The following is a 23,794-nucleotide window of genomic DNA, read 5'->3' as shown; positions in this document are numbered from 1 at the left end:
ATTCAGCGTGTCCAACACCTGGGGTCAGGGCCCATCTTCGGACAACGCCACCGCCGTATCGCAGACCGCGCAGTGATGCGTTTCGTTCTCATGGAGCTTGCGTTCTGCTGCAATAGCCGTTTCGCACCGGGGGCAGTACCCAGGGTCAAATCCGTGGAAAAACGCACTTGCCACTGTGGATTCCCGCAGAGCGGTGAGTGCTCTCTCGTCCGCGATTCTTGCGGTTTGCGCTTCAGCCAGCAGCATTGCGGAAGCCTCCGCCGCTTGTCGTGCTCGGGTTAATCGAGTCCCCGCGGTGGCAGCTAGCTGAGCAAGCTCCTGCAAGCTTTCCGCCGGTGCCTCATGATCGAGGTGGCTCAGGTGCTCCTCCGCCGCCAGTCTGCGCGCCTCGGCAGCTTCAAGTTGTTTTGTTAGAGGGGCGTTGGTCGCTCCTCCGCGGCGCCGCAGTTCAGCCTTGAACTCGCTGTCTAATCGCTTCGTCAACGCCGAGATTCGCATTGACCGAGTTGCGTCTGGCATATCGAGAAACACCTGCATCAATCTGACCGGAAGGAAGTCGCCGGCCGTGCTTCCGAGCAAGACCCGATCAGCGGCTGCGGGTGGATAGATCACGCTGTAGTACGCAGGCCAGCCGTGCGACTTGATTGTTCCCGCTTCCTCGTCGGACCGGCTGCGGTTGAACACCTGGATCTCGTCTAGGCCGAGCTGGGTCATCATGTACGCACCAACTTGCGCCGCCCAATCGTCGCTGCTTTCCGCGTGATGCAGCGTTGCGGTTCCCTCAGCCGGCGCGTCGTCGCTCAGCGCAAGATCTGCAAGCGACCCAGCCAGAATCCTTCCTTGCGTAATCTCGGATTGTTGCAGCGAGATTCGGAACCCGATCGGCTGACCATTGATGTGGACGTCAAGCGAGACGTTGGTCAGCCAAGACAGAACGTCCGCCTGGAGGTCGCGGCGTTCTCCTCTGAGAACGAGCGTGACAAGTTCCAGAATCGAAGTCTTGCCCTTGAGGTTGTCCGCGGCGATAACGGTGACCCCTGTCTTGAATGCAAAGGTCTCGTCGAACTCGCCCGGTTCGATGTTGCCTGCTTTATGGCCGCGCACCCGCAGCCGGTCCAAACGGAGGCTTCGATGTCGACGCGCGGGGGCAAGAAGGTTCAACCCGTAGTCGTTCATTGTCTGCTCGACTACTTCGACCGTGCAGTTAGCCGTCTCGGCTACACGCTGTAGCAGCCCCGTGTCATCAACCATCCTGGCCCCCAATTTCTTGATGGTTCGCAAGCGCATCTCTAAGACGCTGACGTGCGCGGTCTGCAATGCCAGAGATGCGCGTACCGATCTCCGCGCCTGCGTACTCAGGCTGCAGATACTGGATATCTCGCAGGGCACTACCGCGGCGGCCGGCCGCTAGGTCAGTAACGAGCCTTGCCCGATCGACGTAATAACCCAGTTCAGGAACAGTTTCGATGATTGTTTGGACCGCTAGGCGTCCCGCTACAGTCAGGTAGTAATTGTGTTGGGTGGTGTGTCCAGGCCCGCCCTGTTTGCGCCGTACTACGAGGCCCGGCGTCCGGAGCACGGACAGGGCCTCATCCAAGGGCTCATAGGCTCCGAAAAGGTAGCGGAGCATCTGGTAAGTCCTAACCTCTGGCTCGTCACTGTCTAATATTTGACGGGCAAGATCGAGGTCCCCTTGGTTGCCTTCGGCCTCGTATCTCGAGATGAGCTCGTCAGCCAGGTAGTCCGGGTTGCGGAGCCAAAAATCCAGTTTCTGGAGCAAAACCTGCGAACGAAGGACAGCGACAGCGTCGGGTGGAGCCGTGTCCGGTAGTGGAGTCGGCAGTGGCTCGGCTGCCTCGGCGATGAGCAGCAGTAACCGGATAGCGTCTTGATAGACGCTGGTCGTACGTCCTTCCCCGACCCCACCCAGGAACGTCATAGGCAGAGGCTATCGGCGAACAAGCTCGACGAGGTGAAGACTCGTCGGTCTGAGCCGGTTGTACGAGTGAATCGGGGCGACGAAATGTCGACGTCGGTGGCCGGTCGTACGCTCGTTGTCCATGACGGCCGATGACCCCTACCTACCTTTGGCTTTCTCGCTAGCGTCTAGTCCCGGTGCGTACGCAGTCCTGGCCGGAGCAGGCGTCTCGAAGGGCGCAGGCCTGCCTTCTGCCTGGGATATTGAGGTGGATCTAGTCCGCCAGATCGCACAACGCGACAATTTTCCGATCCTCATCAATAACAGCAATGCCGAAGCGTGGTACTCGGATAACTACGGCAAGGCGCTCACCTACAGCAGTGTCATTGAGGAGCTCGCCCGCACGCCGCATGAACGGCAGGCGCTGCTGCGAGGCTACTTCGAACCTGACGACCCAGAAACTCGGGCGACCATCCCCCCGCCCTCCGCAGCCCATCGCGCGATAGCCCAACTCGTCGAGCAGGGCATCATCAACGTAATCGTGACGATGAACTTCGATCGGCTCTTCGAACAGGCGCTCGCCGAGCGGGGCATCCAACCAACCATCGTCGCCACTGAAGCCGACGCAGAAGGGCTCGGGCCTCTGCGGCTCATCAAGGCATGCGTTATCCATCTGCATGGCGACTACCTGAACGCGACATCGATGCTCAATACCGAGGCAGAGCTCGGGGGCTACTCCACACATATGGGGCAGCTGCTCACACACGTTCTGAGGGACTACGGGCTGCTCGTCGCAGGCTGGTCAGTCACCCACGACACGGCACTGCGAGAGGCCGCCACAGCCAACTGCACGAAACGCTTCAGTCTCGGCTGGATTGAGCCGGGACAAATCACGGGCGCCGCCGGCCAACTCATTGACATGCATTCGGCGATTGTCCTCAACACCACGGCAGACGATGCCTTCGCGCACCTCGTCGATCAGATCATCGCAATCCGAGAAAGGCAGGCCCGACATCCGTTGACCGTCCACGTCGCCGCCAACCGGATCAAACGTCAACTCGGCGGTCACCGACCCGCGATCAGTGCGCACGACATGTTGGCCGACGAATTGACGCGGCTCCGCGAGCTTCCGGCGTTTGCGCTGAGCAACTACAACGACAGCGACCGCGATCGTTTTTCGCAACTGCTCAGTCAGGTCGTCGAGGCCAGTCGAGTATCGGCTGCGGCCATCGCGGTGCTGGCCTATTGGGGCGAGGCGGAGACCGATCGGTGGTGGACGCCCGACTTGCAACGCCTAGCTCGCCCCGCCCCGCAGAGCGGGAGTCTGTGGCTGATCAACCTTTCGCTCGTCGCCGCGTCGATACTGTTCTACTCAGCTGGCGTGGCCAGCACCGCGGCGCAGGACTATACGCGCGTTGCGAGGTTGTTTGGCCTCGACGGCGAGCCCATCAGCAGCGTGGGTGGACCTGCGCCCATAAGAACAATGCTGGCTCCTGATCCCGGCGCGACGGGTTTGAGCACACAGCATCACCATGCAACGGTGACCGCGATACTGATCGAAGCGTTGGGAGTCGGGACCGACGTCATCGACGACGCGTGGCAACAGTTTGAGATCTTGCGACTGGCAACACAACTAATGGCTGAAGGTGAAGTGGCGACCGCTGCGGCGGCCGTAGTATCTGCAGACCGGCGCGCCGACGCGACGCGGGCACACGACCCTACTGCGGACGGCACCGCCGCGAAGGACAAGCGGGAAGTTGTCGACAACCTCGCGAAACGATGCCATCCTGCTGGCCTCCACTTACTCGCCGTTGATAAGTCCTACGCCGCGGGAACTGGCCGGCGGTGGGGATCTCCCGCTGCCGAACGACTCGCCGCCGAAATCATCCGCGAGGGGCGACTACACCCGGTGGTGAATGCGTTCGACACCGACGCCGTAAATATCGAAATCGCATTGCGCGCTGTAAGCCGCGCCGTAGGGCATGCAGCCGACAAGCATCCGGCCAACTGGGTCGGCGGCGTTCTTCCCAATGAGATCTGGCTCGACCGCCATCAGTGACGCGAGACTGCGATCCTCCGTCGTAGGGGCGGCGCTTCTTTTCAGGGCTGCGAGGTGGTCGGATAAAGATGCTGAGTCGAGGTTTGCTATTAATGTTTCGAGCTTGGTTGGGCCTCGCGTGGTGGCGGCCGATATCTGCTTCAGCGATCGCGATTCCCAGCGGGTTTGTGAGTCCAGTGACTTCATCTGCGCGGTAAGCGATCTCGGTGAGAATCATAGCCAGCTTCGGCGACGTGTAGTCTATCGAAAACCGCCCAATCGTGGCGCGGCAATCTGTCGGTACCAGTGCGGATAATTCAACCGTGAGTACGACCGCGAGGATCGACCAGTACACCTCCCGCATTCCCGAGAATCCCTCAGGGATTGGAGATCTGAATGAATCGCGACAAAAGTGGTGGATGTGGCGATACCTGTCGCGTTGGAGTCGGCAACATATCAGTGAGTACGTGGTGCACCTGGCGCAGTGCGACTCTCAGTGCCACTCAATGTGGTCGAATGAGGCCCGAAATCCGCTGCCGCGTAGGGGTATTCCGCTGTCGAGACTAGGTGACGACGGTCTTTACCACCTTGTGTCCGAAGCCGGGTTGTGGTGCGGTTGTCGGGAATCGACTAGGCCAGTTGTGCCAGAGCTAGACCACGATCTCGCACAGCACGAGTGCGTTCCGGCCTGGTGGGGGGACGGGCGCTCGGGACGATGGAATGTCACCTTGCTAGAAGAAACCCTGAGCCCAGAGATTGTCCCGTACGCGAAGAGGTGCCCGTTGCCTCCACGAATCGGAGCTTGGACTTCGTACTGCGGTCAACGATCGCCGGAGTCACGAATTCGTCGGGTGCTGATCGACTCGTTTGGTCGTGCGTGTGCGATCTGTGGAGTCGCACCGGGAACAGTCGTCGACCACGACCACTTCAGCGGCCTGGTCCGCGGGCTGATCTGTATCGATTGCAACGGCCGGGTCGACTGGTGTCCGCACGTGCAGAACTGCATGTTCGCCGATTACTTGAACAATCCTCCGGCCGCGGATCTGCAACTTAAGTACAAGGGAAAGCTCCGTGACTACGAGGACCTCGCTACTGCTGCGGCTATTGGAGTTAGAAGTATCCTTAAGACGCCGCCGGTTTCGGGCTGGCAGTGGCAACCGCCTGAGACTCCTTGCTCGCTCGTTGAGTGTCGGACAAGCGAAGGATGCTGCAAATAGATTGCAGGAGAACCTAGTTCGAGGATTCGTAGTTAAGAGTCCCAGCACACGAGCTGCATAGAGTCCTCACGTGTAGGCCATTTGCCTGATGGCAGAGTGAGGACTCTGCGCCACCGCAGCGTTCACATGTCACGGCAGACACTCGTTCAGCCTGTTCCGTGATCGATTCGAATGCATCCAGAGTGCTACGGGAAGGCTCGTCACCGCTCGGCCAGCAGTAGTAGCGGAGAGTGCCGAACTTCTGCTTGACCTGGTGAACGATGTAGTCGGGATCAAGGTTGCGCAGCTGGCGATCGACTTCGGTGATGAGCGGGTACCAGCCCGAGTCGACATCGATGTGGCGACCCCATCTCGGAGGAATGCGGGCGAGGATTTCAGCCAAGGCCTGCGTGTAAACGCCGGCATCGTCTGGAACGTCGGTCCTCATGTCGTTGGTTGGCGGCATTAGATGTCCGTGAGTCCGGCCTTCTGACGAAGTGTCTTGCGATCAGCGTCGATTGAACGCCGGAGCTCTGACATCGCTTCGTGGCATGCGCGAAACTTGGGCAGTAACTCCAAGAGCGTCGGACTGAACTTGAAGTCGAAATCCGTCTGTTTGGAAGCGGTTTCGTGTCGATGCACGCGGTAGACCGTGCTCTGGCTTCGCGTCACACCACCGAGCTCGATTACTTGCCTGACGGTGAGGCCGGTTCGAAGGAGGCCTCGGTCGCATAGATGAGTGCCGTCGACGAAGATTGCTGGGAAGTTGCCGAGGATTGAAACCATCTCGTCGTAGATGCTGCCGATCTCTGCAACTAGCTGGTCGTGCTGAGCGATGAACCGAGTCCGATTACCAATGCCTGCTCGTTCGATCTCGCGAATATGGCGATTGACTGACCGAAGCTCAGTGGCGAGCACCATGCGGCGGTCTTTAAGGGGCACCAGCTGGTCGAGATAAGTTTGCATTCTGCGACCGACGCGATCAGTTGCCTTGGCGATAGGGGCTTCCAGTTCGGAGCACCGAATGCGTTTGAGCTCGACAACCTGCTCGCTCGGGTCGAGTGTCGGGTCAACCTTCGTCGACGATCGGAGTTGTCGGAGACGCGGCGCAGTGCGTGCTCTTCCTTCGTTGGATAGGCACAGAGCGTCGAGCACATGCTGTAGCGGCGCGCCTGCACGGAAGCACTCGGCGGCAGCGTCCCAGCACTGGTTGGTCACGTCTGCTTTCGCGTGGATGCGCCTGGTTCGCATGCACAGAGGCTAGCGCGGGTGGACGACAGAGCGCGTTAAAACACTCTGAACTGCGGTTTTGTCAATATCCGGCATAGCATTGTCGGTTCTCGTCGCCGCTATCAACATTGCTAGTGACGTGGCAACCGATGTTGCGAGATAGCCAGAGCGAAAGGAACCGAACATGCCTGAACTGAGCAAGATGACTTTGGCCGTAGACCCCACGACGGTGTTGCTCATTGGAACCGGTGGGACAGCGCGGACCCGTGCACAATACGAGAACGGCGTCAAGACGGACACCAATGTGCAGCGTGGAGGGGTTGACGTTCACCGGCTGACGGGCGTCGCGGTGTCGGTCGGCGGAACCGGCCTGGATGGCGCCACTGTCGAGACTGCGACCCCTCTCGAAAATGTCCAGGCCGGAAGCATTTTCAAGGCCGAGGGCCTAACGGAGGTGTCGGTGCGAGCGGAGGGACGAGCAGGGTTTGGTAGCGGTTCACCGCGCGGCGTCCTGGCGGTGACTGTCTTCATTGAGCGCCTGGTCCCCGTTGGAAACGCGAACGATGTTATCCGGGCAGGAGCGCCCGCGCGCCGGTCGGCGAGTGGGGAGTGATTATGTCCCATGCGACTTGGATGATTCCGGCTGTGGTCTTGGTATGTGCAGCGCTGCTTGCGGCGAAGCCAGGACTGAATCGGCCTCACAGAATCTGGGTGGCTCTAGTCGCAATCACATTGATTGTGTTCGTGCTTGGAGTCCCTTGGTCGGGCAGCGGCCTGGTGGCTCTGTCTGCCTATGCCGCGGCCGGCTACTTCATCTTCAGGCGGCGGCAAGACAGCAGGCCGGTTTCACATCCGTCACCGTACCTCGCGGATGTGCAGTACGCGGTGAAGGTTCTTTCCGATGGGAAGAGGTGCGTTGAGTTACTTGACGTAGTGGGTCTGTACGTGCGGGGCAAGGACAAGCACGGCAGACCTAAACGCTACGTGCCCTCGCTGCAGTCCCTGGAGTCAACGGTGTTTGGCGCCAGGGCCCAGTTCCTAGCTATCGATGGTCAGGAGCTTTCCGACTGGCAGCGGGTTACTGGACGCCTGGCGACTGCATTGATGGTCCCGAGTGTGGTGGTGTCAGAACCTGAGCCGGGTGTATTCCAGCTCGACCTCAGGGTGCGGGATCCACTTGGCTCTCCCGTGACGCTCGACTCCGTAAAGCCACTGGCGGCTTGGGTATTGCAGCTGGGGACTGATGAACATGGCGACTCGAAGTCAATTCCGATCTCGAATGTCTCGGGCGTGGTGGTTGGCGGGTTGCCGGGTTCGGGCAAGACTGCCTGGCTCACACAGACCTTGGCTTCGTTCTCGGGGTGCGACTCGGCGCAGATGGTCGTGATCGACGGCAAGGGCGGAATGGACCTTTCGGCCCTGAAGCCTCGCAGCTACCGATTCGTTGACGACGACATGGATCTCGACGCCGTGATCGGTACGCTCCACGAGGTCAAGGAACTGGTCCGCGAGCGATCGCAAAATCTCCATGACCTTCTCGGTACATCGAACTTTTGGAATCATGGCCCGACGCCGGAGGTGCCGGTCGTCCTGGTCCTCATCGACGAGTGTCAGACCTTTCTGGACCCGCGGCAGCTCGTAGGCAAGGAGAGCAAGGCCAAGGGCACGGAGATCCACGCGCTCGTAAGCTTCCTTGTTCGAAAGGGGCGTTCGGCCGGAGTGGTGACGATTCTGACGACTCAAAAGCCAACGGCTGACTCCCTGCCGACCGATATCCGCGACAACTCCTCTGTCAGAGTATGTTTCGGTGTGCAGTCCCGGTACGCGGCAGAAGCGGTGCTTGGTGACGATTGGTCAGCGGACAGCGCTGCCAGTCCACTTGGCGCTCCTGTCGGTGTAGGCGTCGCCTCGGTCAACAGCGCGTTCGTGCGTTTCCGCGCGCCTTACATTCGAGAGGCGGCGGTTGCGGACTGGGTGAATCGCTTCGCTGGCTTGACCCGAGACCCATCACAACTTCTTCACAACCGACTAGCGCAGCTGTCATGACTCATCCATATGAGCGCGATACCGAACGTGCTGCGAATCTAATCTTCGCGACGCTCACGATTGCGGCCAGCGTCATCTGGTCGGTAGCCGACTACTCCGCGGGTCGTCAGGTAGATGCGGGGATTACGCGTCCGCCGGCGTCCTCGGGAGCATCCGGTCCAGCAGCTACTGCAGGTGCACTGTGCTCGCCTCCCGGCCCCAGTGCTCAGGCACAAGCCGCCGGAACGGCGGCGCGTGAGCCGCTCTTGCTCGTATCTCTGATGGAGGGGCCAGGTGGGAAGTCAGGCGGCTAGGCGGGCTGGAACGCAAACCGAGTATTTGACGATCCAGCAGTTGGCCGAGAAGTTCCAGGTCAGTGTTGGGTGTATCCGCTCGTGGCGTCTGCGTGGTGAAGGGCCGCCCGCAATAAAGCTGGGAAATTCGCTCCGCTGGGATTCAACGGAGGTGGACCGCTGGGTTGACGCGCAGCGGGAATCGCGCTGGGAAGAAGGGTGATTCAGATGAAGAAGGGTAGATTCGCTAACGGCCCGGCCGAGCCGCGGGGTTTCGATGGTCCTTGGGTAGATGTCCCCGATGGGCTTCTTATTGAACTTGAAGCCCGGTACGCGTCATTGTCGGACTTCGATATGTCGGAGGATGCTGTAGAGGTCGACGAGGGCGCTCGTGGCGAGATGCACACCGAGTGCGTGGGTGAGTGAATGATCGAAGGCCGTGAGGGTCCCGGGGGCTCGCGGGTGTACAGAGCCCGTGTCTACTACCGCGGTCGCTATGTCGCTTCGCGTACTTTCCCGCGTAAGCGGGATGCCCAGGAGTGGGAGCGTAAGCAGGTCGATGCGCTCAAGACCGGCGTGTGGGCGGACCCGAAGGCGGGGGAGAAGCCGGTACGAGAGTGGTGCGAGATCTGGTTCGCCGCTCAACCGCCCCGGCAACCCGCTACTGAGCGCAAGATTCGCGGTGTCATCAACAAGCAGATTTCTCGTGCGTTCGGACGCCAACCCTTGGTTTCTGTTCGCCCGTCAGAGGTTGAGGTCTGGGCGGCCGGGATCTCCCGACAACAGTCGCCGGCCACAGCCCGGCACGCGCTTGGTGTGTTGCGCAGGGTGTTCGACTACGCACTGAGGGACGGCGCAATCCATCGCAATCCTGCAGTCGGTATCAAGCTGCCGAAGGGTCAAGTCCAGGGACGTGGTGTACGACGTCGTCGTGTGATTCTTCGTCGTGATGGTTCAGGCGGTTAGTGCCGCGGGGGTGTCCTCCTGTTCGGTTGGGGTGCCGTTGACGGTGCGTGATTTGCTCAGGACGTCAAGTCCCAGGTAGCGCCGCGACTCGGCCCATTCGTCGTGTTGTTCGGCCAGGACGGCGCCCACGAGGCGGATCAGCGCGTCGCGGTCGGGGAAGATCCCGACGACGTCGGTGCGCCGGCGGATCTCCTTGTTGAGACGCTCCTGGGGATTGTTGGACCAGATTTGGCGCCAGATCTGTTTGGGGAACGCGGTGAAGGCCAGCAGGTCCGGCCGCGCCGCTTCGAGGTGTTCAGTGGTCTTGGGCAGTTTGTCGGCGAGGGCGTCGATGATCCGGTCATATTGGGCTGCAACGGATTCAGAGTCAGGTTGGTCGAACACCGAGTGCAGTAGCGTCTTGACCCACGGCCAGGACGCCTTCGGGGTGACGGCCATCAAGTTGGTCGTGTAGTGGGTTCGGCAGCGCTGCCAGGCCGCGCCAGGCAGAGTGGCGCCGATCGCGGCGACCAGCCCGGCGTGCGCGTCGCTGGTGACCAGCTTGACCCCGGACAGCCCACGCGCGGTCAGCGACCGCATAAACGTCAACCAGCCGGCCCCGTCTTCGGCGGTACTGACCTCGACGCCCAGGATCTCCCGATACCCGTCGGCGTTGACCCCGACCGCGATCAGGGCGTGCACGTTGACCACGCGGCCACCTTCACGGGCCTTGAGGACCAGGGCGTCAGCGGCCATGAATGTGTATGGGCCGGCGTCCAGCGGCCGGGTGCGAAACGCCTCGACCGCGGCGTCGAGTTCTTTGGCCATCACGCTGACCTGCGACTTCGACAGGCTGGTGATGCCGAGGGTCTCGACGAGTTTGTCCATCCGCCGCGTGGACACCCCGAGCAGATAGCACGTCGCGACCACCGTGGTCAGCGCCCGCTCGGCGCGTTTACGGCGTTCCAGCAGCCAGTCCGGGAAGTACGAGCCGTGGCGCAGCTTGGGGATCGCCAGATCCAACGAACCGGCGCGGGTGTCGAACTGGCGATGCCGATACCCGTTGCGCGAGTTGGTGCGCTCAGACGTTCGTTCGCCGTACCCGGCGCCGCACAGGGCATCGGCCTCGGCGCCCATCAGGGTGTGGATGAACGTGGCCAGCAGCTCGCGCAGCACGTCGGGATGGGCGGTGGTGAGTCGTTCGGCCAGCACGGCGGGCAGGTCGATATTGTGGGCGGTGGTCATCGCGTCGATTCCTTTGCTCGAGTGACTTTGGTCGGTCTCTCGAAGAATCACGCGATGACCTTCAATCATTCGGCTACGACACGCCGGTAACCCTGATCAGGCCCGACTCGTACACCACTCTGCTGGACGCAACCTGCCGAAGGTCCAGGGAAACGATCCACGCCCGCTGACGCATGATCAACTTTGGGCCCTGGTTGACCATCTGCCGTCACAGCGCGACCGCCTCATCGTCCTCGTTGGCGGGTATTGCGGCCTCAGGTGGGGTGAGCTGGCCGCGTTGCAGTGGTCCGATGTGGATTTCGTGTCCCGTAGGCTCCGCGTCCGTCGTGCGTATTCCGAGGAGGCTCCGCGCGGCGAGATGGCGCCGGTGAAAGATCATCAGGCTCGGACGGTGCCGATCCCTGCGACGGTCTCCAACATGCTCGCTGGCTTTGGCGTTGATCGTCGCCCTGGCGAACTGGTGTTTCCGTCAGCAAGCGGGACGCCCCTCCGAAACCGAAACTTCCGCCGGGACGTCTTTGACGATGCCGTGAGCTCCGCGCAGCTCGACATCACGCCACACAACCTCCGCGACACCGCGGCATCTCTCGCGATCCAGGCTGGTGCCTCGGTAGTCGCCGTTGCGCGTCTGCTCGGCCACGAATCCGCTGCTACCACCCTCAACCACTACGCCGGCCTCTTCCCGTCTGATCTCGACGACGTTGCGCAGCGGCTCGATGCTGCCGCTCGGCGCGTGCAACACGCGGACAACCAGGCGGACGATATGCCTGTGGATCAGAAGCGCCGCTGGATTCCGGCGGATGAGGTCGCCGAAATTCTGAATAGCTCGCCGGTCGACGACGGGCTCCATGAGGACATCTACGGTCCAGCGGAGCCGGGGGACGACGGTGAGCAGTCGGGCGAGACCAACTACCTGCTGCGGGCACCCGAGAATGCGCGACGCCTGCTGGAGGCCGTGGCGCGTGACAAAGCCAGTCAGCCAGCACCAACTGAAACCAGCGAAGCACCGACCAAGCACCGACCAGAGGGGAGCGACCAGCAGTAGGGCAACCGCCCGGAAACATGCGTTGATCTGCAAAAACACGTTGTGCCCCCGGCAGGATTCGAACCTGCGACACCGGCTTTAGGAGAGCCGTGCTCTATCCCCTGAGCTACGGGGGCAGCTACTGGGAAACGCCGGTGGGAGCTTACCCGCTCGACGCGACGAGCCCGCAAATGCGAAACTTGTTATGGCAAAAATGACAAAACTTGGTTCGGGTGGCGGTAGCCTCCCAGCGTGGAGCTGACACTGCAACGCATCGGCGCCTGGTCAGGCAGCATCATGATCCTTCTCTACGGCGCCAGCTTCTCCGGTATCGCCCAACTCTTTCCGCCGCTGTCACCGGCCGCCTCCGCCGACGAGATCGCCGCGTTCTTCGTCGACCACAAGCTTTGGATCCGCTTCGGCGTCTCCGGCGCGCTGCTCAGCGCTGTCCTCGCACTGCCGTTCCTGGCCGCCATCATCCTGCGTATCCGCCGGGTCGAGGGCCGCTTCGGCATGCTGTCGATGACACAGCTGATGGCGGCCACGGTGTTCGTGCCCGCGCTGCTGTTCCCGCAGTTCTTCCTCGGTGTGGCCGCCTACCGCCCCGAGGAGCGATCCGCCGAACTCACCCAGGCGCTCAACGACGTCTTCTGGCTGTGGTTCATCGGCATCGTGGGCACCATCATCGTGCAGAACATCACCCTGGCCGTCGCGGCGTTCATGGACAAAACCCAGCCCCCGACGTTCCCGCGCTGGTACGGCTACCTCAACCTGTGGGTGGCGACGCTGTCACTGCCCGGGTGCGTGGTCGTCGTCTTCAACGACGGACCGCTGGCCTGGAACGGTGTGTTCGCGTTCTACATCCCGGGGCTGGTGCTGGTGGTCTGGCTGTTCTCCACCACCGCGGTGATGCTGAAGTCCATCAAGGCCGAACAGCAGGCCGAGGCGGCGACGGTCCAGGTTCAACCCGCGTGACCGACACCGTGTCGCCGCCGCGCCCGGCGCGGCGGATTCCCGGTGAGAGCGGCACCTGGGTGTTCCTGTTCGGTGACATGCTCGTCTTCGGCGCGTTCTTCGCCACCTTCCTGGTGGAACGCGCCGGAGCGCCTGAGGTTTTCGACGCGGCCCGCACCACGCTGCACATCGGCGTCGGCGTGGTCAACACGTTGGTGTTGCTGACCAGCTCGCTGCTGGTGGTGCTGACCCTCAACGCGCTGCGCGCCGGGGCCGGGCCGATCGCCACCCGTGCGGTGGCCGCCGCCATGCTCTGTGGTCTGGTCTTCATCGCGTTGAAGGTGTTCGAGTATGTCGCGCTGGCCACGGCCGGCCACGGACCGGGCGCCAACGATTTCTACCTGTACTACTTCATCCTCACCGGGCTGCACCTGTTCCATGTGTGCCTGGGTCTGGGGGCACTGGCGTTCGTGTTCACCCAGACCCGGCGTGCCGAGCTCAGCGCGACGCGCACCGCGATGGTCGAAGGCGCCGCCTGCTTCTGGCATCTGGTCGACCTGCTGTGGATCGTCCTGTTCGCGCTGCTGTACCTGGTGAGCTGATGACCGCCCTGAACCTGCTGAAGAACCGGGCCGGCGCCAGCTGGCTGTTCCTGGTCGCCGCGACCGTGCTGTCGTGGGCGGTGGGTGCCGAGCACGGCACCGGTTCCCTGGTGGCTGTCCTCGTCCTCGGTATCGCCGCGGTCAAGATCAGGTTGGTCGGACTGGACTTCATGGAGTTGAGGCACGCTCCGTTCCCACTGCGGGTGGCTTTCGAGGCGTATTGCGTCGGCCTTTGGGCGCTGCTGTCCGGTCTGTACCTGTGGTTGTAGTTACGCCAGCAGTTCGATCACCGCGGCGAACGCCTCGGCGTGGCGCATCTGCACGATGACGTAGCCGATCCCGTAGACGTCCCGATATCCACGGATCCGCTCGGCGATCTCGTCGACCGAGCCCGACAACACCCCCGGGTGGCGCAGCAACTCCTCGTCGGACAATCCCGGCAGCGAGATTCGGGGGATGGTCAGGTCGGGGCGCCCGGAGCCATCGACCGGCATCGCCGTGATGGCGATGTTGAGCTCCAGGTCCTCGAACCGGTCCCCGGCGGCCTCCCGGACGAATTCGATGCGATCGGCCAGCGGATCCTCCTCGGCGCTGGCCGCGCGATCCCCTCCGGTGAGGCCGATGATGTCGGCCGAGCGTGCCGCGATCCGCAACACCCGGTCCCCGTTGCCGGCGATCATGATCGGCACGTCGGGGAGATGTTCGGCCATGTACTCAGTGGTCAACTTCAGATGGTCGACGCGCTCACCGGCACTGGGATAGGCAATCCCGGCCGCCTCGAACTCCTCTTTCACATACCCGGTACCCAACCCGAGCTCGAAGCGTCCCTCACTCACGTCGTGCAATGCCGCCACGTCACGCGCCAGCAGCGCGGGCCGGTAGAAGGCCGAGTTGATCACGAAGGTGCCCACCCGCAGCGTCGAGGTCGCCATCGCGACCGCCGTCAGCACCGGGAACGGCGCGGGCCCACCCAGGTGATCGGGCACGTGCAGCACGTCGAATCCGAGGTCCTCGGCACGGCGTGCGCTCTGCTCAAGCTTGATCCGTGAGTTGGCCCGCGTCACGCCGACACCGAACCGCAATCCCGTTGCCACATCGTGATGGTAGGCACAGGTTTGAATCCGAATCACTACGGGCATATACGCAATCGACTTTCATCACCCCGATCCGGCCCGTCGTCGAATAATCCGACGGGCCGGATCAAAATCTCGGGGTGCCGCAACCGGTGGAGCCATGGCTGACATTCCCAGTCTCGGGGTCGAGGAGGAGTTCCTCCTCGTCGACCCGGATTCCGGCGCGCCGGTGGCCCGCAACCGCGAGGTCGCCGATGCCGCCGCGGACAAGGGCGTCGACCTGCAGCTCGAACTCACCAGCTGCCAGGTGGAGACCGCCACCGGCGTGGTCGACAGCCCCGCCGATCTGCGCGACCAACTGATCCGGCTGCGCCACACCGCCGCCGATGCCGCCGGGCATTGCGGCGCGCGGCTGCTCGCGGTCGGCTTGCCGCCCACCCTGCCGCACGACTTCCCGGTCACCGACACGCCGCGCTACCGCGACATCGGCGACCGCTACGGCATGATCGCCCACGAACAGGGCATCTGCGGCTGCCACGTCCATGTCGCCGTTCCCGACCGCGACGCCGCCATCGCCGTCAGCAACCGGTTGCGGCCGTGGTTGCCGCTGCTGCTGGCGCTCACCGCGAACTCGGCGATCTACCGCAACGCCGACACCGGGCACGCCAGCTGGCGCAGCGTGCTGTGGGCACGCTGGCCCAGCGCCGGACCGCCGCCACACTTCGGCTCTGCCGACGAGTTCGACGCCGCGGTCCAGATGTTGTGTCACACCGGGGTGATCCGCGACGACGGCATGGTCTATTGGGATGTGCGGCCGTCGGCGAACTTTCCGACCGTGGAGGTGCGGGTGGCCGATGTCCCGGCCACCGTGGCCGAGACGGTGCTGTTCGCCGCGCTGGTGCGGGGCTGCGTGATGACCGCGCTGGCCGACGAACGCCGTGGCGAGCCGCTGCTGCCGCTGACGCCCTATGTGCTCAAGGCCGCGTACTGGAAGGCCGCCCGGGAAGGGCTCGACGGCGACGGCGTCGACCTGGAGCACCACACACCCTCACCGATGCCCGCACTGCTGGCCGGCCTCGTCGAACGGGTCCGGCCGGCGCTGCAGGCCGCAGGCGATCACGAGCTGGTGGTCGACGGACTGGCCCGGCTGAGTGAGTTGGGCAACGGCGCGGCGCGGCAGCGGCGCGCCTGGCACCGCAACCACGACGTCGGTGACGTGCTCACCGAGGCGGCCGCGGCCACGCTGGAGACCGATTAGCGACGTCGGGGGCGATCTCGGAGGTGCTGCGACCGATCAGACCAGTGGCAGCTGCGCGAACACCGGGCTGGTCGGGCGGGTCGAACCACCAGGGGGTTCGACGCTGAACGCCAGCGCCTGCGACGACCCGAGGTCGGGCAGCACCGCCGTGGTCGAAGGTGCCACCGCCTGGGCGTCCATCGTGCCCGCCGAATGCGGACCCTCGGCGTCGACCAGCCACATCTGGTACACGGTCCCCGGCTGCGGGGGCGGCACATTGTTCATCACCAGCACCCCGGAGTTCTGCTCACGGGAGAACACCACGGTGGCCGTGCCGCCGCCGGGGATCTCACCGGACACCGTGCGCACGTCCGGCGCCGCGAACACCTGCTCGGCGGTCGACGGTGCCGGCGCCGGGCGCAGTGCGTACCCGACGCCGAGGGCGCCCAGGCCGATGACGACCGCCGCGGCGGCGGTCAGCACCGCTGCGGCCCGACGGCTTGAACGCTGCTTGTGCGGCAGCACCCGCACCGGATCCTCGGCGATCTGGCGGAGCACGGCATCACGCAGCTGGGCAGGGGGTTCGACGGCCGTGGCGCTGGCCAGAACCGCCATCGTCTCGCGCACCTCCCGCACCTCGGCGAGGAAGGCTTCGGCGACGTCGGGCTCGGCCTCGGTCAGTCGCCGGTCGATGTCTGCCATGTCCGCGGCGCCGAGCGCGTGCAGCGCGTAGGGCGTCGCGAGCGAGAGCAGGTTGTCACCGGCCGGGCCGGCGGAGCTGGTCATGCCACCCCCAAACATCTGCGGAGACCCCGAATCGCGTCACGCATCCGGGACTTGATTGTCGCGAGGTTCGCCGCCAAGCGCTCGGACACCTGCACATAGGTCAGACCGTCGTAATACGCGAGCTGGATGCACTCCCGCTGGGTGTCGGTCAGCGAGTCCAGGCAGGCCGCCACCCGGCGGCGTTCGTCGTCGAGGATCACCTCATCGGCGACGTGGTCCAGCGGTGGATCGACGCTGGCCGCACCGTAACGGGACTCCCGGGTGCTGGCCGCCTGCTCGGAGCGCACCCGGTCCACCGCGCGCCGGTGAGCCAGGGTCAGCAGCCAGGCCAGCGGCGAGCCCACCGACGGATCGTAGCTCGCAGCATTACGCCATACCTGCAGGTAGATGTCCTGCGTGGTTTCTTCGCTGTATCCGGGATCGCGCAGCACCCGGGTGACCAGGCCGTAGACCCGGGCCCGTGTCTGGTCGTAGAACGCGGCGAAAGCGTCGGCGTCCCGGCGGGCCACCTGGCGCAGAAGTGCGTCGAGTTCGGCGGTCACGAGCGGTAGCCTAGCCGGACCTACCAGGACCGATGTCGTCATGGTGACCGTGTCTCCTGCCGATCCCTTTTCAAGATCGGCGCGGCCGGGCACTCGTGCGCCGCGTCGACCCGGCGCAGTGGTGCCGCACCGGCGGCGGCCGGCGCGTCCTGATCCGCCTCGGGGCGGGGACAGCCCCTGGGCACCCGGCGCAGCCACAGCAGGGTGCCCTGCACCCTCATGCTCAGCACGTTCATCAGCGGGGCCAGCGGTGCGACGAACTGCATGGTGACCACCTGCCGGATGCCGGCGGGCCGTCGGGAGCCGCGCATCGTCGCGACGAAGGCCGGTTGGTGGTCGCGGTGCAACGACACGGTCACGTCGAGGGCGTCGTCGGGCCGCGGTGCCCGAACCAGGTAGTGCCCGTCGAGGCCGTTGAACGGGGAGGCGTGAAACTTCTTGTCCACCATCACCGGTTGATCGTCGGACGGTGGAAGCAGGTAGGCGTGCCGCCTACCGGACATGTTGTGGACCTCCGCGATGACGCATCGCAGGACCCCCCGGCGGTCATGGCACCAGTACAGGGTCAACGGGTTGAATACCTGACCCAGCACTTTGGCGTGCAGCAACGCGGTGACCGTGCCCCCCGACAGGTCGATTCCCTTGCCGGCCAGGAATGCGTCCACCCGGCCGCGCAGGGTGTCCGCGGTCGTCTCCCACAGATGGTCACGTGCGTCGAACCGGGCGAACGGCCGTAGCCACCACGGCAGGCGGGGCAGTGCGTCGAGGTCCACATACCAGCTGTAGCTGCGATGCTCGAAGTAGTGGTGCACGGGTGCACGCCGCAGGTGGGTGATGCGCGTGCGGTACAGGGCCGCACTCGAACGGTCCCCGCCTCGGAAGTCGGGTTTCACATCTTGTATTCGGAGCAGCGCAATCGGCGGATGGGTGTTGCCGGGCGCGGGCCCGCCGGAGCCGTCAGTGTCGCGGCGGCGACGGAGCTGTCAGTGTCGCGGCGATGGAGCGCACGGCTACGACGGTGACGGCCACGTGCGTGCGGCCCGCGCCAACCCTTGGACCAGTGCGGAGGTCGCCGGCGTCAGGCCGTCGTCGCCGGGCAACGCGCTGCGAGGACTGGTGCCACGCACCCGGGCGGGCAGTTCCAGTTGCGCTCCGCCACCCCGGGCCCGGTTGACCGGATTGTCTGGATGCAGACCGCGGAGCTCGCGGGGGATGGCGTCCAGCTCGGTGACGATGCGGTAGCCCGGGACGGTCACGTGGTGGGCGAGGTGCTCGACCAGTCCGCGGTTCCGGCCACCGGCGAGCAGCTGGGTGCTGCGGCCCATCCGGCCATAGCCGTGCAGCGACACCACCACGTCGACGTGATCGAGGAACTCCGCCAGCCGAGTCGACTGCGCCGGGTCGTAGCGCGCCGACGGGAGATGATGCGGGTAGTGGTCGGGATGGCGCACCACGTACAGCGAGGCGTGCGCGGCGTCCGCCGCGCGTTCGGCGATGACATCGGTCATCTGTTCCAGCCCGCCGCCGTGGATCGCCAGGAACCCGAACCGGGAACGCAGCGTGCACTCCTCGATGATGGCCGGATCGCTGATGAGCTCCGAAAGGGACTGCGGTGCGCGCGAATCGGCGTGCTGTGGGCGCTGCGGCCACCGGGCGGGGTCCCACCGCTCGAGGAACTGGATCCAGGGTCGGGGCAGACCGTGGTGGTGGGCTCCGTCGAGGATGCGCTCCAGGTACCCGGGGCGCGGCGGGCCTGCTTCGACCCGATGGTCGATGTACACCCAGGCCGGCGACGGACCGTTGTCGGTCATCACCGTGAGCTCGTCGCGCCGGTAACGCACCGGCACGCCCTCGGCGCTGTCCAGGGTGGCCAGATCGCGGTCGGACACCTGCCACACCACGCCGTGCACCTCGCTGCCGGCGAACGGCTCGACCGTCGCGACGCCGCGCTCGTTGATCAGCCAATCGTGGTCGGCCAGCCTGGCACGGCGCGGATCGCACGCGTCAGGGCAGCGCTGCGCCATCTGTCGCACGCACAGGTTGGATCCGTACGCGAAGTAGAAGTGCCGGCCGGTCATTCAGCCGGTCGGCCTCGGATAGCTCAGCACCACGGTTCGTAGCGTAATCAGCCCGGCGACGACCCTGCCGGTTCGGGCCGGGATCGTCAGGGTCGGTCAGTCACCAGGGGCCGAGGCCGTAAGCACCGACCAGCGGCCACACCCCGACGCCCATCCAGCCGCCGTAGTTCCACGGCGGCGGGGTGGTGGTGATCTGGGTGCTCCCGTTCGTCTCGCAGAATGTCACCGTCTTGCCGACGTCTGTGCAGTCGGGGGCGGCGGCAGCGGTGGGCGCGGCGAGCACGGCCACGGCGCCGAGAGTCACGAAAAGCCCTGCGCCCCAACGTGACACGATGCTCACCGGGTCAGAAGACGTAGGGGCCGTAGCCCTCCCACGGGAACATGCCGCCGCCGTACCAGGGCTGCGCATACATTCCGGGGGTGGAGCTGATCTGGGCGTTACCGGGCGACTGGCACACCTCGGTACGGCCTCCGGCGCCCGCGGACGTCGTCGAGCAGTTCGGCTGGGCGAGCGCCGCGGGGGCTGCCGCGAGGGCCACGGCCACGGAAGCACCGCCGGCGACGAGGAGGGCAGCGAGGGTGCTCAGGCGAGCCTTCATTTTCAGCATCCTTCCAGGGAGGGTCATCGCTTAGCGTACAGACCTTTGCCAGTTATGGGAGGCAACTCCCGCGCCGTCACGATTCCCGGCGCCGCGTCGAGCACCGCGGGGATCGCATTGACGACGCGGGCCGCGGTGGCCACCAGTCCGGCATGGTTGTGGTCGCCGTTGGGGCTGCTCAGGCAGAGGTCGAGCGCATACGACGGTTCCCCGGTGATCTCGATCCGATAGGACCCGCCGTGTTGGGCCGGCTGCGGCCAATCCGGGCACAGATCGTCACGCAGCCGGGTGACGTGTTCGAGGACCACGGCGACCTCTCCGTCCTTGATTCCGCGGACCTCGAACCGGATTGCTGCAGTGGTGCCTTTTTCGATCCGGCCGGCCGCGATGTCGAACGCCTCGGGGGCCGGTACCCGTTCATGCGTTTCGGTGACCTCGTCGAGTTCGATGCCGAGTCCGGCGGCCAGCTGACGCACCACCGAACCCCAGGCCAGGCCTAGTACCCCGGGCTGCAGGAGCATGGGTGTCTCGTCGAGACTGCCGCCGAACCCCATGACGTCGAACATCACCGTGGCGCTGTCGTAGGTGTCGTAGTTGATGATCTCCATGCATCGGATCTGCTGGACGTTCTGGCAGGTGCCTGCCAGCGCCATGGGGAGCAGGTCGTTGGCGAAACCCGGGTCGATCCCGTTGACGAAAATGGTCGACGACCCCTTCGCCGCGGCGTCCTGGAGCGGGGTGATCATCTCGTCGGGGATCACCTGCCACGGGTGCTGCAGGAACACCGCACTGCTGCCCACGACGTTGACGCCTGCTTCCAGGAGCCGCCGGTAGTCTTCGAGCGCCTCGGTCAGCCGGTTGTCGGCCATCGCGGTGTAGACCGCGCATTGCGGTCCGGTCGCAAGGACCGAGTCGAGGTCGGTCGTGGCGCGGATCCCGGTCGAAACATCCAGTCCGGCAAGCTCACCGGCGTCCTTGCCGGCCTTGGACTCCGAAGACACCCAGACTGCGGTCAGTTCGAAGCGGGGATCGTTGATCAGCTGCGTCAGCGCATGTCTGCCGACGTTTCCGGTACCGATGGCAGCGACTTTGATGGCCATGCGCACTCCTCTACAGGTCAGGGATGGGAAGGTCGAGGTTCGGGAAGGTGATGCCGCCGTCGACTTCCAGGGTCTTGCCGGTCAGGTAACTGCCCGCCGGGGAGGCGAGATAGACCGCGGCGGCTGCGATGTCGAGCGGGTCGCCGAGTCGCTTGAGGGGCGTCGCCTTCTCCATCGGGTCGCGCAGCTCGTCGTTCTCGGCGACGATCTCCAGTGCGGAGGTCAGGATCGAACCCGGTGCGATGGCGTTCACCCGGATACGGGGTGCCAGATCGAGCGCCGACAGCCGGGTGTAATGCGCCAGTGCCGCTTTGGCGGTGCCGTAGGCGGCGAACCCCCGACCGGCGAGGCGCCCCATGGTGGACGTGATGTTGATGATGCTGCCGCCGCCGGAGCCGTCCAGCATCAGGGGAACAGCGGCGGTGGTCAGTGCATGTGCGGTGGCCACGTTGAACGCGAACGCGTCGCGCATGTCCTTGGCCGAGGTGTTCAGAAGGGCGTTGGGCATGCTGCCGCCGACGTTGTTGACGACGATGTCTAGTCTGCCGAACGCCTCGACTGCGTGTGCGGCGAGAGCCGCTGTGTCCTCGGATCGGGCGAGATCGGCGACGACGATGTGGGCGCGTCGCCCGGTGGCGGTGATCTGCGCGGCGACGTCCTCGAGCTGTGAGCGCGTCCGCGCCGCAATGAGCACGTCAGCACCGGCTTCGGCGAACGCCACCGCCATCGCCGCGCCGAGACCGCGGCCTGCGCCGGTCACCACCGCCACCTGATCGTCGAGTCGGAACCGGTCCAGAATCACGCGCGCCTCCCATTGTTCATCGGGCGTCACGCTAGCAAGGACATCGGGACTGCGGGTGCAGTTTCTGGAACACGTTCTAATTCATGGTGCGGGGGTGGCACCCGCCCTCGTCCCGGGCTTCGCCCGGACGAGGTGGGGCGTCCTAGCTCTTTTTCGCGGCGGCCTTCTTGGCCGCCTTCTTCGCCGGTGCCTTCTTGGCGGCGGTCTTCTTCGCCGACGCTTTCTTGGCGGCGGTCTTTTTCGCCGGCGCCTTCTTGGTCGGCGACGTCTCCGCGGACCCATCGTCGTCCTGGTCGGCCTCGTCGTCCTGGTCGGCCTCGTCGGCAGACTTGGTGGACGAGCCACCCTTGGAGCTCTGCTCCTTGCGCGCCTTCACGCTGGCTTCGAGCTTGGCCAACAGATCGGAGACGTCCTCGGTTTCGTCGAGTTCCTGCGGCTGCTCCTCGGTCGTGAAGGCCTCTCCACCTTCGAGTTTCGCCTGGATCAGCTCGTGCAGATGTTCCTGGTAATCGTCGTGATACCGATCCGGGTTGAAGTCGTCGGTCATGGAGTCGACCACCTGGCTGGCCATCTTGAGCTCAGCGGGTTTGACGTCGACCTCCTTGTCGAGCACCGGGAAGTCCGGGTCGCGGATCTCGTCGGGCCACAGCAGCGTGTGAATCATCATCACGTCACGCTTGCTGAAGTCCTTGACGCGCAGCGCGGCCAGCCGGGTCTTGTTGCGTAGCGCGAAGTTCACGATCGCGACGCGATCGCTTTCCATCAGAGTTCTGGCCAACAGCACGTACGACTTCGAGGACTTACCGTCCGGTTCCAGGAAGTACGAGCGGTCGTACATCAGCGGATCGAGATCGCCGGCGGGGACGAACTCCAGCACGTCGATCTCACGGCTGCGTTCCTCGGGCAACGTCGAGATGTCGTCGTCGGTGATGATCACCGTCTGGCCGTCATCGGACTCGTAGGCCTTGGCGATGTCGCGGTACTCGACCACCTCGCCGCAGACCTCGCAGACTCGCTTGTAGCGGATGCGGCCGTTGTCCTTCTCGTGCACCTGATGGAACTTGATGTCGTGGTCCTCGGTGGCGCTGTACACCTTGACCGGGACGTTCACCAGTCCGAACGCGATGGAGCCCTTCCAGATGGACCGCATCAGCCCAGTATGTCCGATGCGGCGGCCCGGTCGAGGGCGACACGATCGGGCAGATCGGCACCGGCGCGCGCTGCGGTCAACGCCGCCGCCACGGTCGCTCCGCGCACCGCGTCGGTCAGCGCGTCGGTTCCGATCGCGGCGAGCTGCGGGCGTCGGGCGGCGCCGAGCAGATCCATCGACCACAACGCATCGATCAGCCCGGTCATGAACGCGTCACCGGCGCCCACGGTGTCCACCACCTCGACATGTCCGGCAGGTACCCGCACGGTGCCGTCGGCACACATGGCCACCGCGCCTTCTCCGCCGAAGGTCACCACGATCACCGAGGGACCCAGCGCCATCCACGCCGACGCGGTCTGCTCCGGGCTGCGGGTGGGGTCGATCCACTGCAGATCCTCGTTGCTGGCCTTGACCACGTCCGCACGCTCGAGCAAGCGGTCGATGCGCGACCGAGCCGCGTCGGGGTCGGTGATCAGCGCTGCACGTACGTTGGGGTCGAAGGTGACCGTGGCCGACAGGCGGTAGGTGTCGACGAGCGCTTTCGTGGCCAGACACCCTGGCTCCAGTACCGCTGCGATGGAGCCGGTGTGCAGCACCAGCGGCGGTGCCACCTCGGGGGTTCCGGTCAGTTGCCAGTCGATGTCGAACGAGTATGACGCCGATCCCGATTCGTCGAGCAGCGCGTGCGCGGTGGCGGTCCGCTGCGCGCTCTGACTTCCGGAAACCAGCTGCACACCTGAGGATTCGAGATACTCGGTGATGCGCCGCCCGCGATCGTCGGTGCCGATGTGGGTCAGGAAATCGACGTCTCGCCCCAGTCGTGCCAGCCCGACGGCGACGTTGAGCGGGCTGCCACCGACGTGCTCACCGGTGATGCGCCCGTCGCGCTCCACGACGTCGATCAGCGCCTCACCGATGACCAATGCCCTCACCGTTGTGACGCTACCGTCTCCGCAG

The 23,794-nt window shown here is 64.7% G+C and carries 26 protein-coding genes, 1 tRNA gene and 1 pseudogene; 12 read left to right on the top strand and 16 right to left on the bottom strand.

Annotated elements, in window-relative coordinates; translation table 11 throughout:
• Nucleotides 1–24 precede the first annotated feature (24 nt).
• Complete coding sequence (locus ACNUDN_RS22365) at nucleotides 25–1,287, bottom strand: hypothetical protein (protein ID WP_419123932.1); 1,263 nt, start codon at nucleotides 1,285–1,287, stop codon at nucleotides 25–27.
• Nucleotides 1,244–1,939: a hypothetical protein gene (locus ACNUDN_RS22360; RefSeq protein WP_419123931.1), complete on the bottom strand. Its 696-nt coding sequence runs from the start codon at nucleotides 1,937–1,939 to the stop codon at nucleotides 1,244–1,246. Before ACNUDN_RS22360 ends, ACNUDN_RS22365 begins: the two co-directional genes overlap by 44 nt.
• Before the next feature lie 121 nt (nucleotides 1,940–2,060).
• On the opposite strand from ACNUDN_RS22360, the gene ACNUDN_RS22355 reads away from it, so the two are divergent.
• The 3 genes from ACNUDN_RS22355 (at nucleotide 2,061) to ACNUDN_RS22345 (ending at nucleotide 5,621) form a co-directional block, all read left to right on the top strand.
• Nucleotides 2,061–3,977, top strand: coding sequence for an SIR2 family protein (locus tag ACNUDN_RS22355; protein ID WP_419123930.1), 1,917 nt, complete (start codon nucleotides 2,061–2,063; stop codon nucleotides 3,975–3,977).
• Nucleotides 3,978–4,375: 398 nt separating this feature from the next.
• Complete coding sequence (locus ACNUDN_RS22350) at nucleotides 4,376–5,173, top strand: endonuclease domain-containing protein (RefSeq protein WP_419125268.1); 798 nt, start codon at nucleotides 4,376–4,378, stop codon at nucleotides 5,171–5,173.
• Nucleotides 5,174–5,426: 253 nt separating this feature from the next.
• Complete coding sequence (locus ACNUDN_RS22345; protein ID WP_419123929.1) at nucleotides 5,427–5,621, top strand: hypothetical protein; 195 nt, start codon at nucleotides 5,427–5,429, stop codon at nucleotides 5,619–5,621.
• Here the strand turns inward: ACNUDN_RS22345 and ACNUDN_RS22340 are convergent.
• Nucleotides 5,618–6,403 (bottom strand): hypothetical protein, encoded by a 786-nt coding sequence (locus ACNUDN_RS22340; RefSeq protein ID WP_419123928.1) that lies wholly within the window; start codon nucleotides 6,401–6,403, stop codon nucleotides 5,618–5,620. The genes ACNUDN_RS22345 and ACNUDN_RS22340 overlap by 4 nt on opposite strands.
• A gap of 163 nt (nucleotides 6,404–6,566) precedes the next feature.
• Here ACNUDN_RS22340 and ACNUDN_RS22335 point away from each other — a divergent pair, with 163 nt between their 5' ends.
• From ACNUDN_RS22335 to ACNUDN_RS22320, 4 genes are all read left to right on the top strand, one after another.
• Nucleotides 6,567–6,995 carry a hypothetical protein gene (locus ACNUDN_RS22335; protein WP_208673988.1) on the top strand — a complete coding sequence of 143 codons (429 nt, stop codon included), beginning with the start codon at nucleotides 6,567–6,569 and terminating at the stop codon, nucleotides 6,993–6,995.
• A 98-nt stretch (nucleotides 6,996–7,093) separates the two neighbouring features.
• Entirely contained in the window at nucleotides 7,094–8,428 is a 1,335-nt protein-coding gene (locus tag ACNUDN_RS22330; protein WP_419123927.1) for a cell division protein FtsK, read from the top strand.
• Between the two features lie 273 nt (nucleotides 8,429–8,701).
• The gene (locus tag ACNUDN_RS22325) at nucleotides 8,702–8,923 is read left to right on the top strand and encodes a helix-turn-helix transcriptional regulator (RefSeq protein ID WP_419123926.1); all 222 of its coding nucleotides are present in this window, start codon (nucleotides 8,702–8,704) and stop codon (nucleotides 8,921–8,923) included.
• 203 nt (nucleotides 8,924–9,126) lie between these two features.
• Nucleotides 9,127–9,666, top strand: a complete 540-nt coding sequence (locus ACNUDN_RS22320) for a phage integrase central domain-containing protein (RefSeq protein ID WP_419123925.1) — start codon at nucleotides 9,127–9,129, stop codon at nucleotides 9,664–9,666.
• On the opposite strand, the gene ACNUDN_RS22315 is transcribed toward ACNUDN_RS22320, so the two are convergent.
• Nucleotides 9,655–10,890: an IS256 family transposase gene (locus tag ACNUDN_RS22315; RefSeq protein WP_419120839.1), complete on the bottom strand. Its 1,236-nt coding sequence runs from the start codon at nucleotides 10,888–10,890 to the stop codon at nucleotides 9,655–9,657. The two genes, ACNUDN_RS22320 and ACNUDN_RS22315, sit on opposite strands and share 12 nt — an antisense overlap.
• A 64-nt stretch (nucleotides 10,891–10,954) precedes the next feature.
• Here ACNUDN_RS22315 and ACNUDN_RS22310 point away from each other — a divergent pair, with 64 nt between their 5' ends.
• Complete coding sequence (locus tag ACNUDN_RS22310) at nucleotides 10,955–11,935, top strand: tyrosine-type recombinase/integrase (protein WP_419125267.1); 981 nt, start codon at nucleotides 10,955–10,957, stop codon at nucleotides 11,933–11,935.
• Nucleotides 11,936–11,978: 43 nt separating this feature from the next.
• Here ACNUDN_RS22310 and ACNUDN_RS22305 read toward each other — a convergent pair.
• Nucleotides 11,979–12,051, bottom strand: a tRNA-Arg gene (locus ACNUDN_RS22305).
• 160 nt (nucleotides 12,052–12,211) lie between these two features.
• Between ACNUDN_RS22305 and ACNUDN_RS22300 the strand changes: the two genes are divergently transcribed.
• From ACNUDN_RS22300 to ACNUDN_RS22290, 3 genes are read left to right on the top strand one after another with little or no spacing between them, the layout of a single operon-like run.
• Complete coding sequence (locus ACNUDN_RS22300) at nucleotides 12,212–12,889, top strand: hypothetical protein (RefSeq protein ID WP_419125266.1); 678 nt, start codon at nucleotides 12,212–12,214, stop codon at nucleotides 12,887–12,889.
• Nucleotides 12,886–13,470, top strand: coding sequence for a cytochrome c oxidase subunit 3 (locus ACNUDN_RS22295; protein WP_419123924.1), 585 nt, complete (start codon nucleotides 12,886–12,888; stop codon nucleotides 13,468–13,470). Before ACNUDN_RS22300 ends, ACNUDN_RS22295 begins: the two co-directional genes overlap by 4 nt.
• A complete protein-coding gene (locus ACNUDN_RS22290) occupies nucleotides 13,470–13,739 on the top strand; it encodes a cytochrome C oxidase subunit IV family protein (protein WP_419123923.1) in 270 nt (89 codons plus the stop codon). Before ACNUDN_RS22295 ends, ACNUDN_RS22290 begins: the two co-directional genes overlap by 1 nt.
• Here the strand turns inward: ACNUDN_RS22290 and ACNUDN_RS22285 are convergent, their stop codons facing one another.
• The gene (locus tag ACNUDN_RS22285) at nucleotides 13,740–14,564 is read right to left on the bottom strand and encodes an LLM class F420-dependent oxidoreductase (RefSeq protein WP_419123922.1); all 825 of its coding nucleotides are present in this window, start codon (nucleotides 14,562–14,564) and stop codon (nucleotides 13,740–13,742) included. It lies immediately after the preceding gene.
• A gap of 139 nt (nucleotides 14,565–14,703) precedes the next feature.
• On the opposite strand from ACNUDN_RS22285, the gene ACNUDN_RS22280 reads away from it, so the two are divergent.
• Nucleotides 14,704–15,801, top strand: coding sequence for a glutamate--cysteine ligase 2 (locus ACNUDN_RS22280; protein WP_419123921.1), 1,098 nt, complete (start codon nucleotides 14,704–14,706; stop codon nucleotides 15,799–15,801).
• Nucleotides 15,802–15,837: 36 nt separating this feature from the next.
• Here the strand turns inward: ACNUDN_RS22280 and ACNUDN_RS22275 are convergent, their stop codons facing one another.
• The 10 genes and pseudogenes from ACNUDN_RS22275 to ACNUDN_RS22230 all read right to left on the bottom strand — a co-directional run bounded on the left by ACNUDN_RS22275 (nucleotide 15,838) and on the right by ACNUDN_RS22230 (nucleotide 23,769).
• Nucleotides 15,838–16,566, bottom strand: a complete 729-nt coding sequence (locus tag ACNUDN_RS22275; protein WP_419123920.1) for an anti-sigma factor — start codon at nucleotides 16,564–16,566, stop codon at nucleotides 15,838–15,840.
• Nucleotides 16,563–17,150, bottom strand: a complete 588-nt coding sequence (locus ACNUDN_RS22270) for a sigma-70 family RNA polymerase sigma factor (RefSeq protein ID WP_419123919.1) — start codon at nucleotides 17,148–17,150, stop codon at nucleotides 16,563–16,565. The genes ACNUDN_RS22275 and ACNUDN_RS22270 overlap by 4 nt, the downstream gene beginning before the upstream one ends.
• Nucleotides 17,147–18,010 (bottom strand): DUF1365 domain-containing protein, encoded by an 864-nt coding sequence (locus ACNUDN_RS22265; protein WP_419125265.1) that lies wholly within the window; start codon nucleotides 18,008–18,010, stop codon nucleotides 17,147–17,149. The genes ACNUDN_RS22270 and ACNUDN_RS22265 overlap by 4 nt, the downstream gene beginning before the upstream one ends.
• Before the next feature lie 108 nt (nucleotides 18,011–18,118).
• Nucleotides 18,119–19,186 (bottom strand): poly-gamma-glutamate hydrolase family protein, encoded by a 1,068-nt coding sequence (locus tag ACNUDN_RS22260; RefSeq protein ID WP_419123918.1) that lies wholly within the window; start codon nucleotides 19,184–19,186, stop codon nucleotides 18,119–18,121.
• A gap of 100 nt (nucleotides 19,187–19,286) precedes the next feature.
• Entirely contained in the window at nucleotides 19,287–19,526 is a 240-nt protein-coding gene (locus ACNUDN_RS22255) for a hypothetical protein (RefSeq protein WP_419123917.1), read from the bottom strand.
• A 4-nt stretch (nucleotides 19,527–19,530) separates the two neighbouring features.
• Nucleotides 19,531–19,785, bottom strand: coding sequence for a hypothetical protein (locus tag ACNUDN_RS22250; RefSeq protein WP_419123916.1), 255 nt, complete (start codon nucleotides 19,783–19,785; stop codon nucleotides 19,531–19,533).
• Between the two features lie 23 nt (nucleotides 19,786–19,808).
• Nucleotides 19,809–20,885, bottom strand: coding sequence for an NAD(P)H-dependent amine dehydrogenase family protein (locus ACNUDN_RS22245; protein WP_419123915.1), 1,077 nt, complete (start codon nucleotides 20,883–20,885; stop codon nucleotides 19,809–19,811).
• Nucleotides 20,886–20,895: 10 nt separating this feature from the next.
• On the bottom strand, nucleotides 20,896–21,687 hold the full coding sequence (locus ACNUDN_RS22240) for an SDR family oxidoreductase (RefSeq protein ID WP_419125264.1): 792 nt from the start codon (nucleotides 21,685–21,687) through the stop codon (nucleotides 20,896–20,898).
• 349 nt (nucleotides 21,688–22,036) lie between these two features.
• A pseudogene (ku, locus tag ACNUDN_RS22235) lies at nucleotides 22,037–22,837 on the bottom strand (non-homologous end joining protein Ku); the annotation flags it as partial.
• Nucleotides 22,837–23,769: a carbohydrate kinase family protein gene (locus ACNUDN_RS22230; RefSeq protein WP_419123914.1), complete on the bottom strand. Its 933-nt coding sequence runs from the start codon at nucleotides 23,767–23,769 to the stop codon at nucleotides 22,837–22,839. The gene ACNUDN_RS22230 and the pseudogene ku, both read right to left, overlap by 1 nt.
• Between the last annotated feature and the right edge of the window lie 25 nt (nucleotides 23,770–23,794).

Source organism: Mycobacterium sp. smrl_JER01, from assembly GCF_048513595.2.
GTDB lineage: Bacteria > Actinomycetota > Actinomycetes > Mycobacteriales > Mycobacteriaceae > Mycobacterium.
The sequence above is the reverse complement of the archived record's forward strand: the minus strand, read 5'-3'. Positions and strand labels throughout refer to the sequence as shown.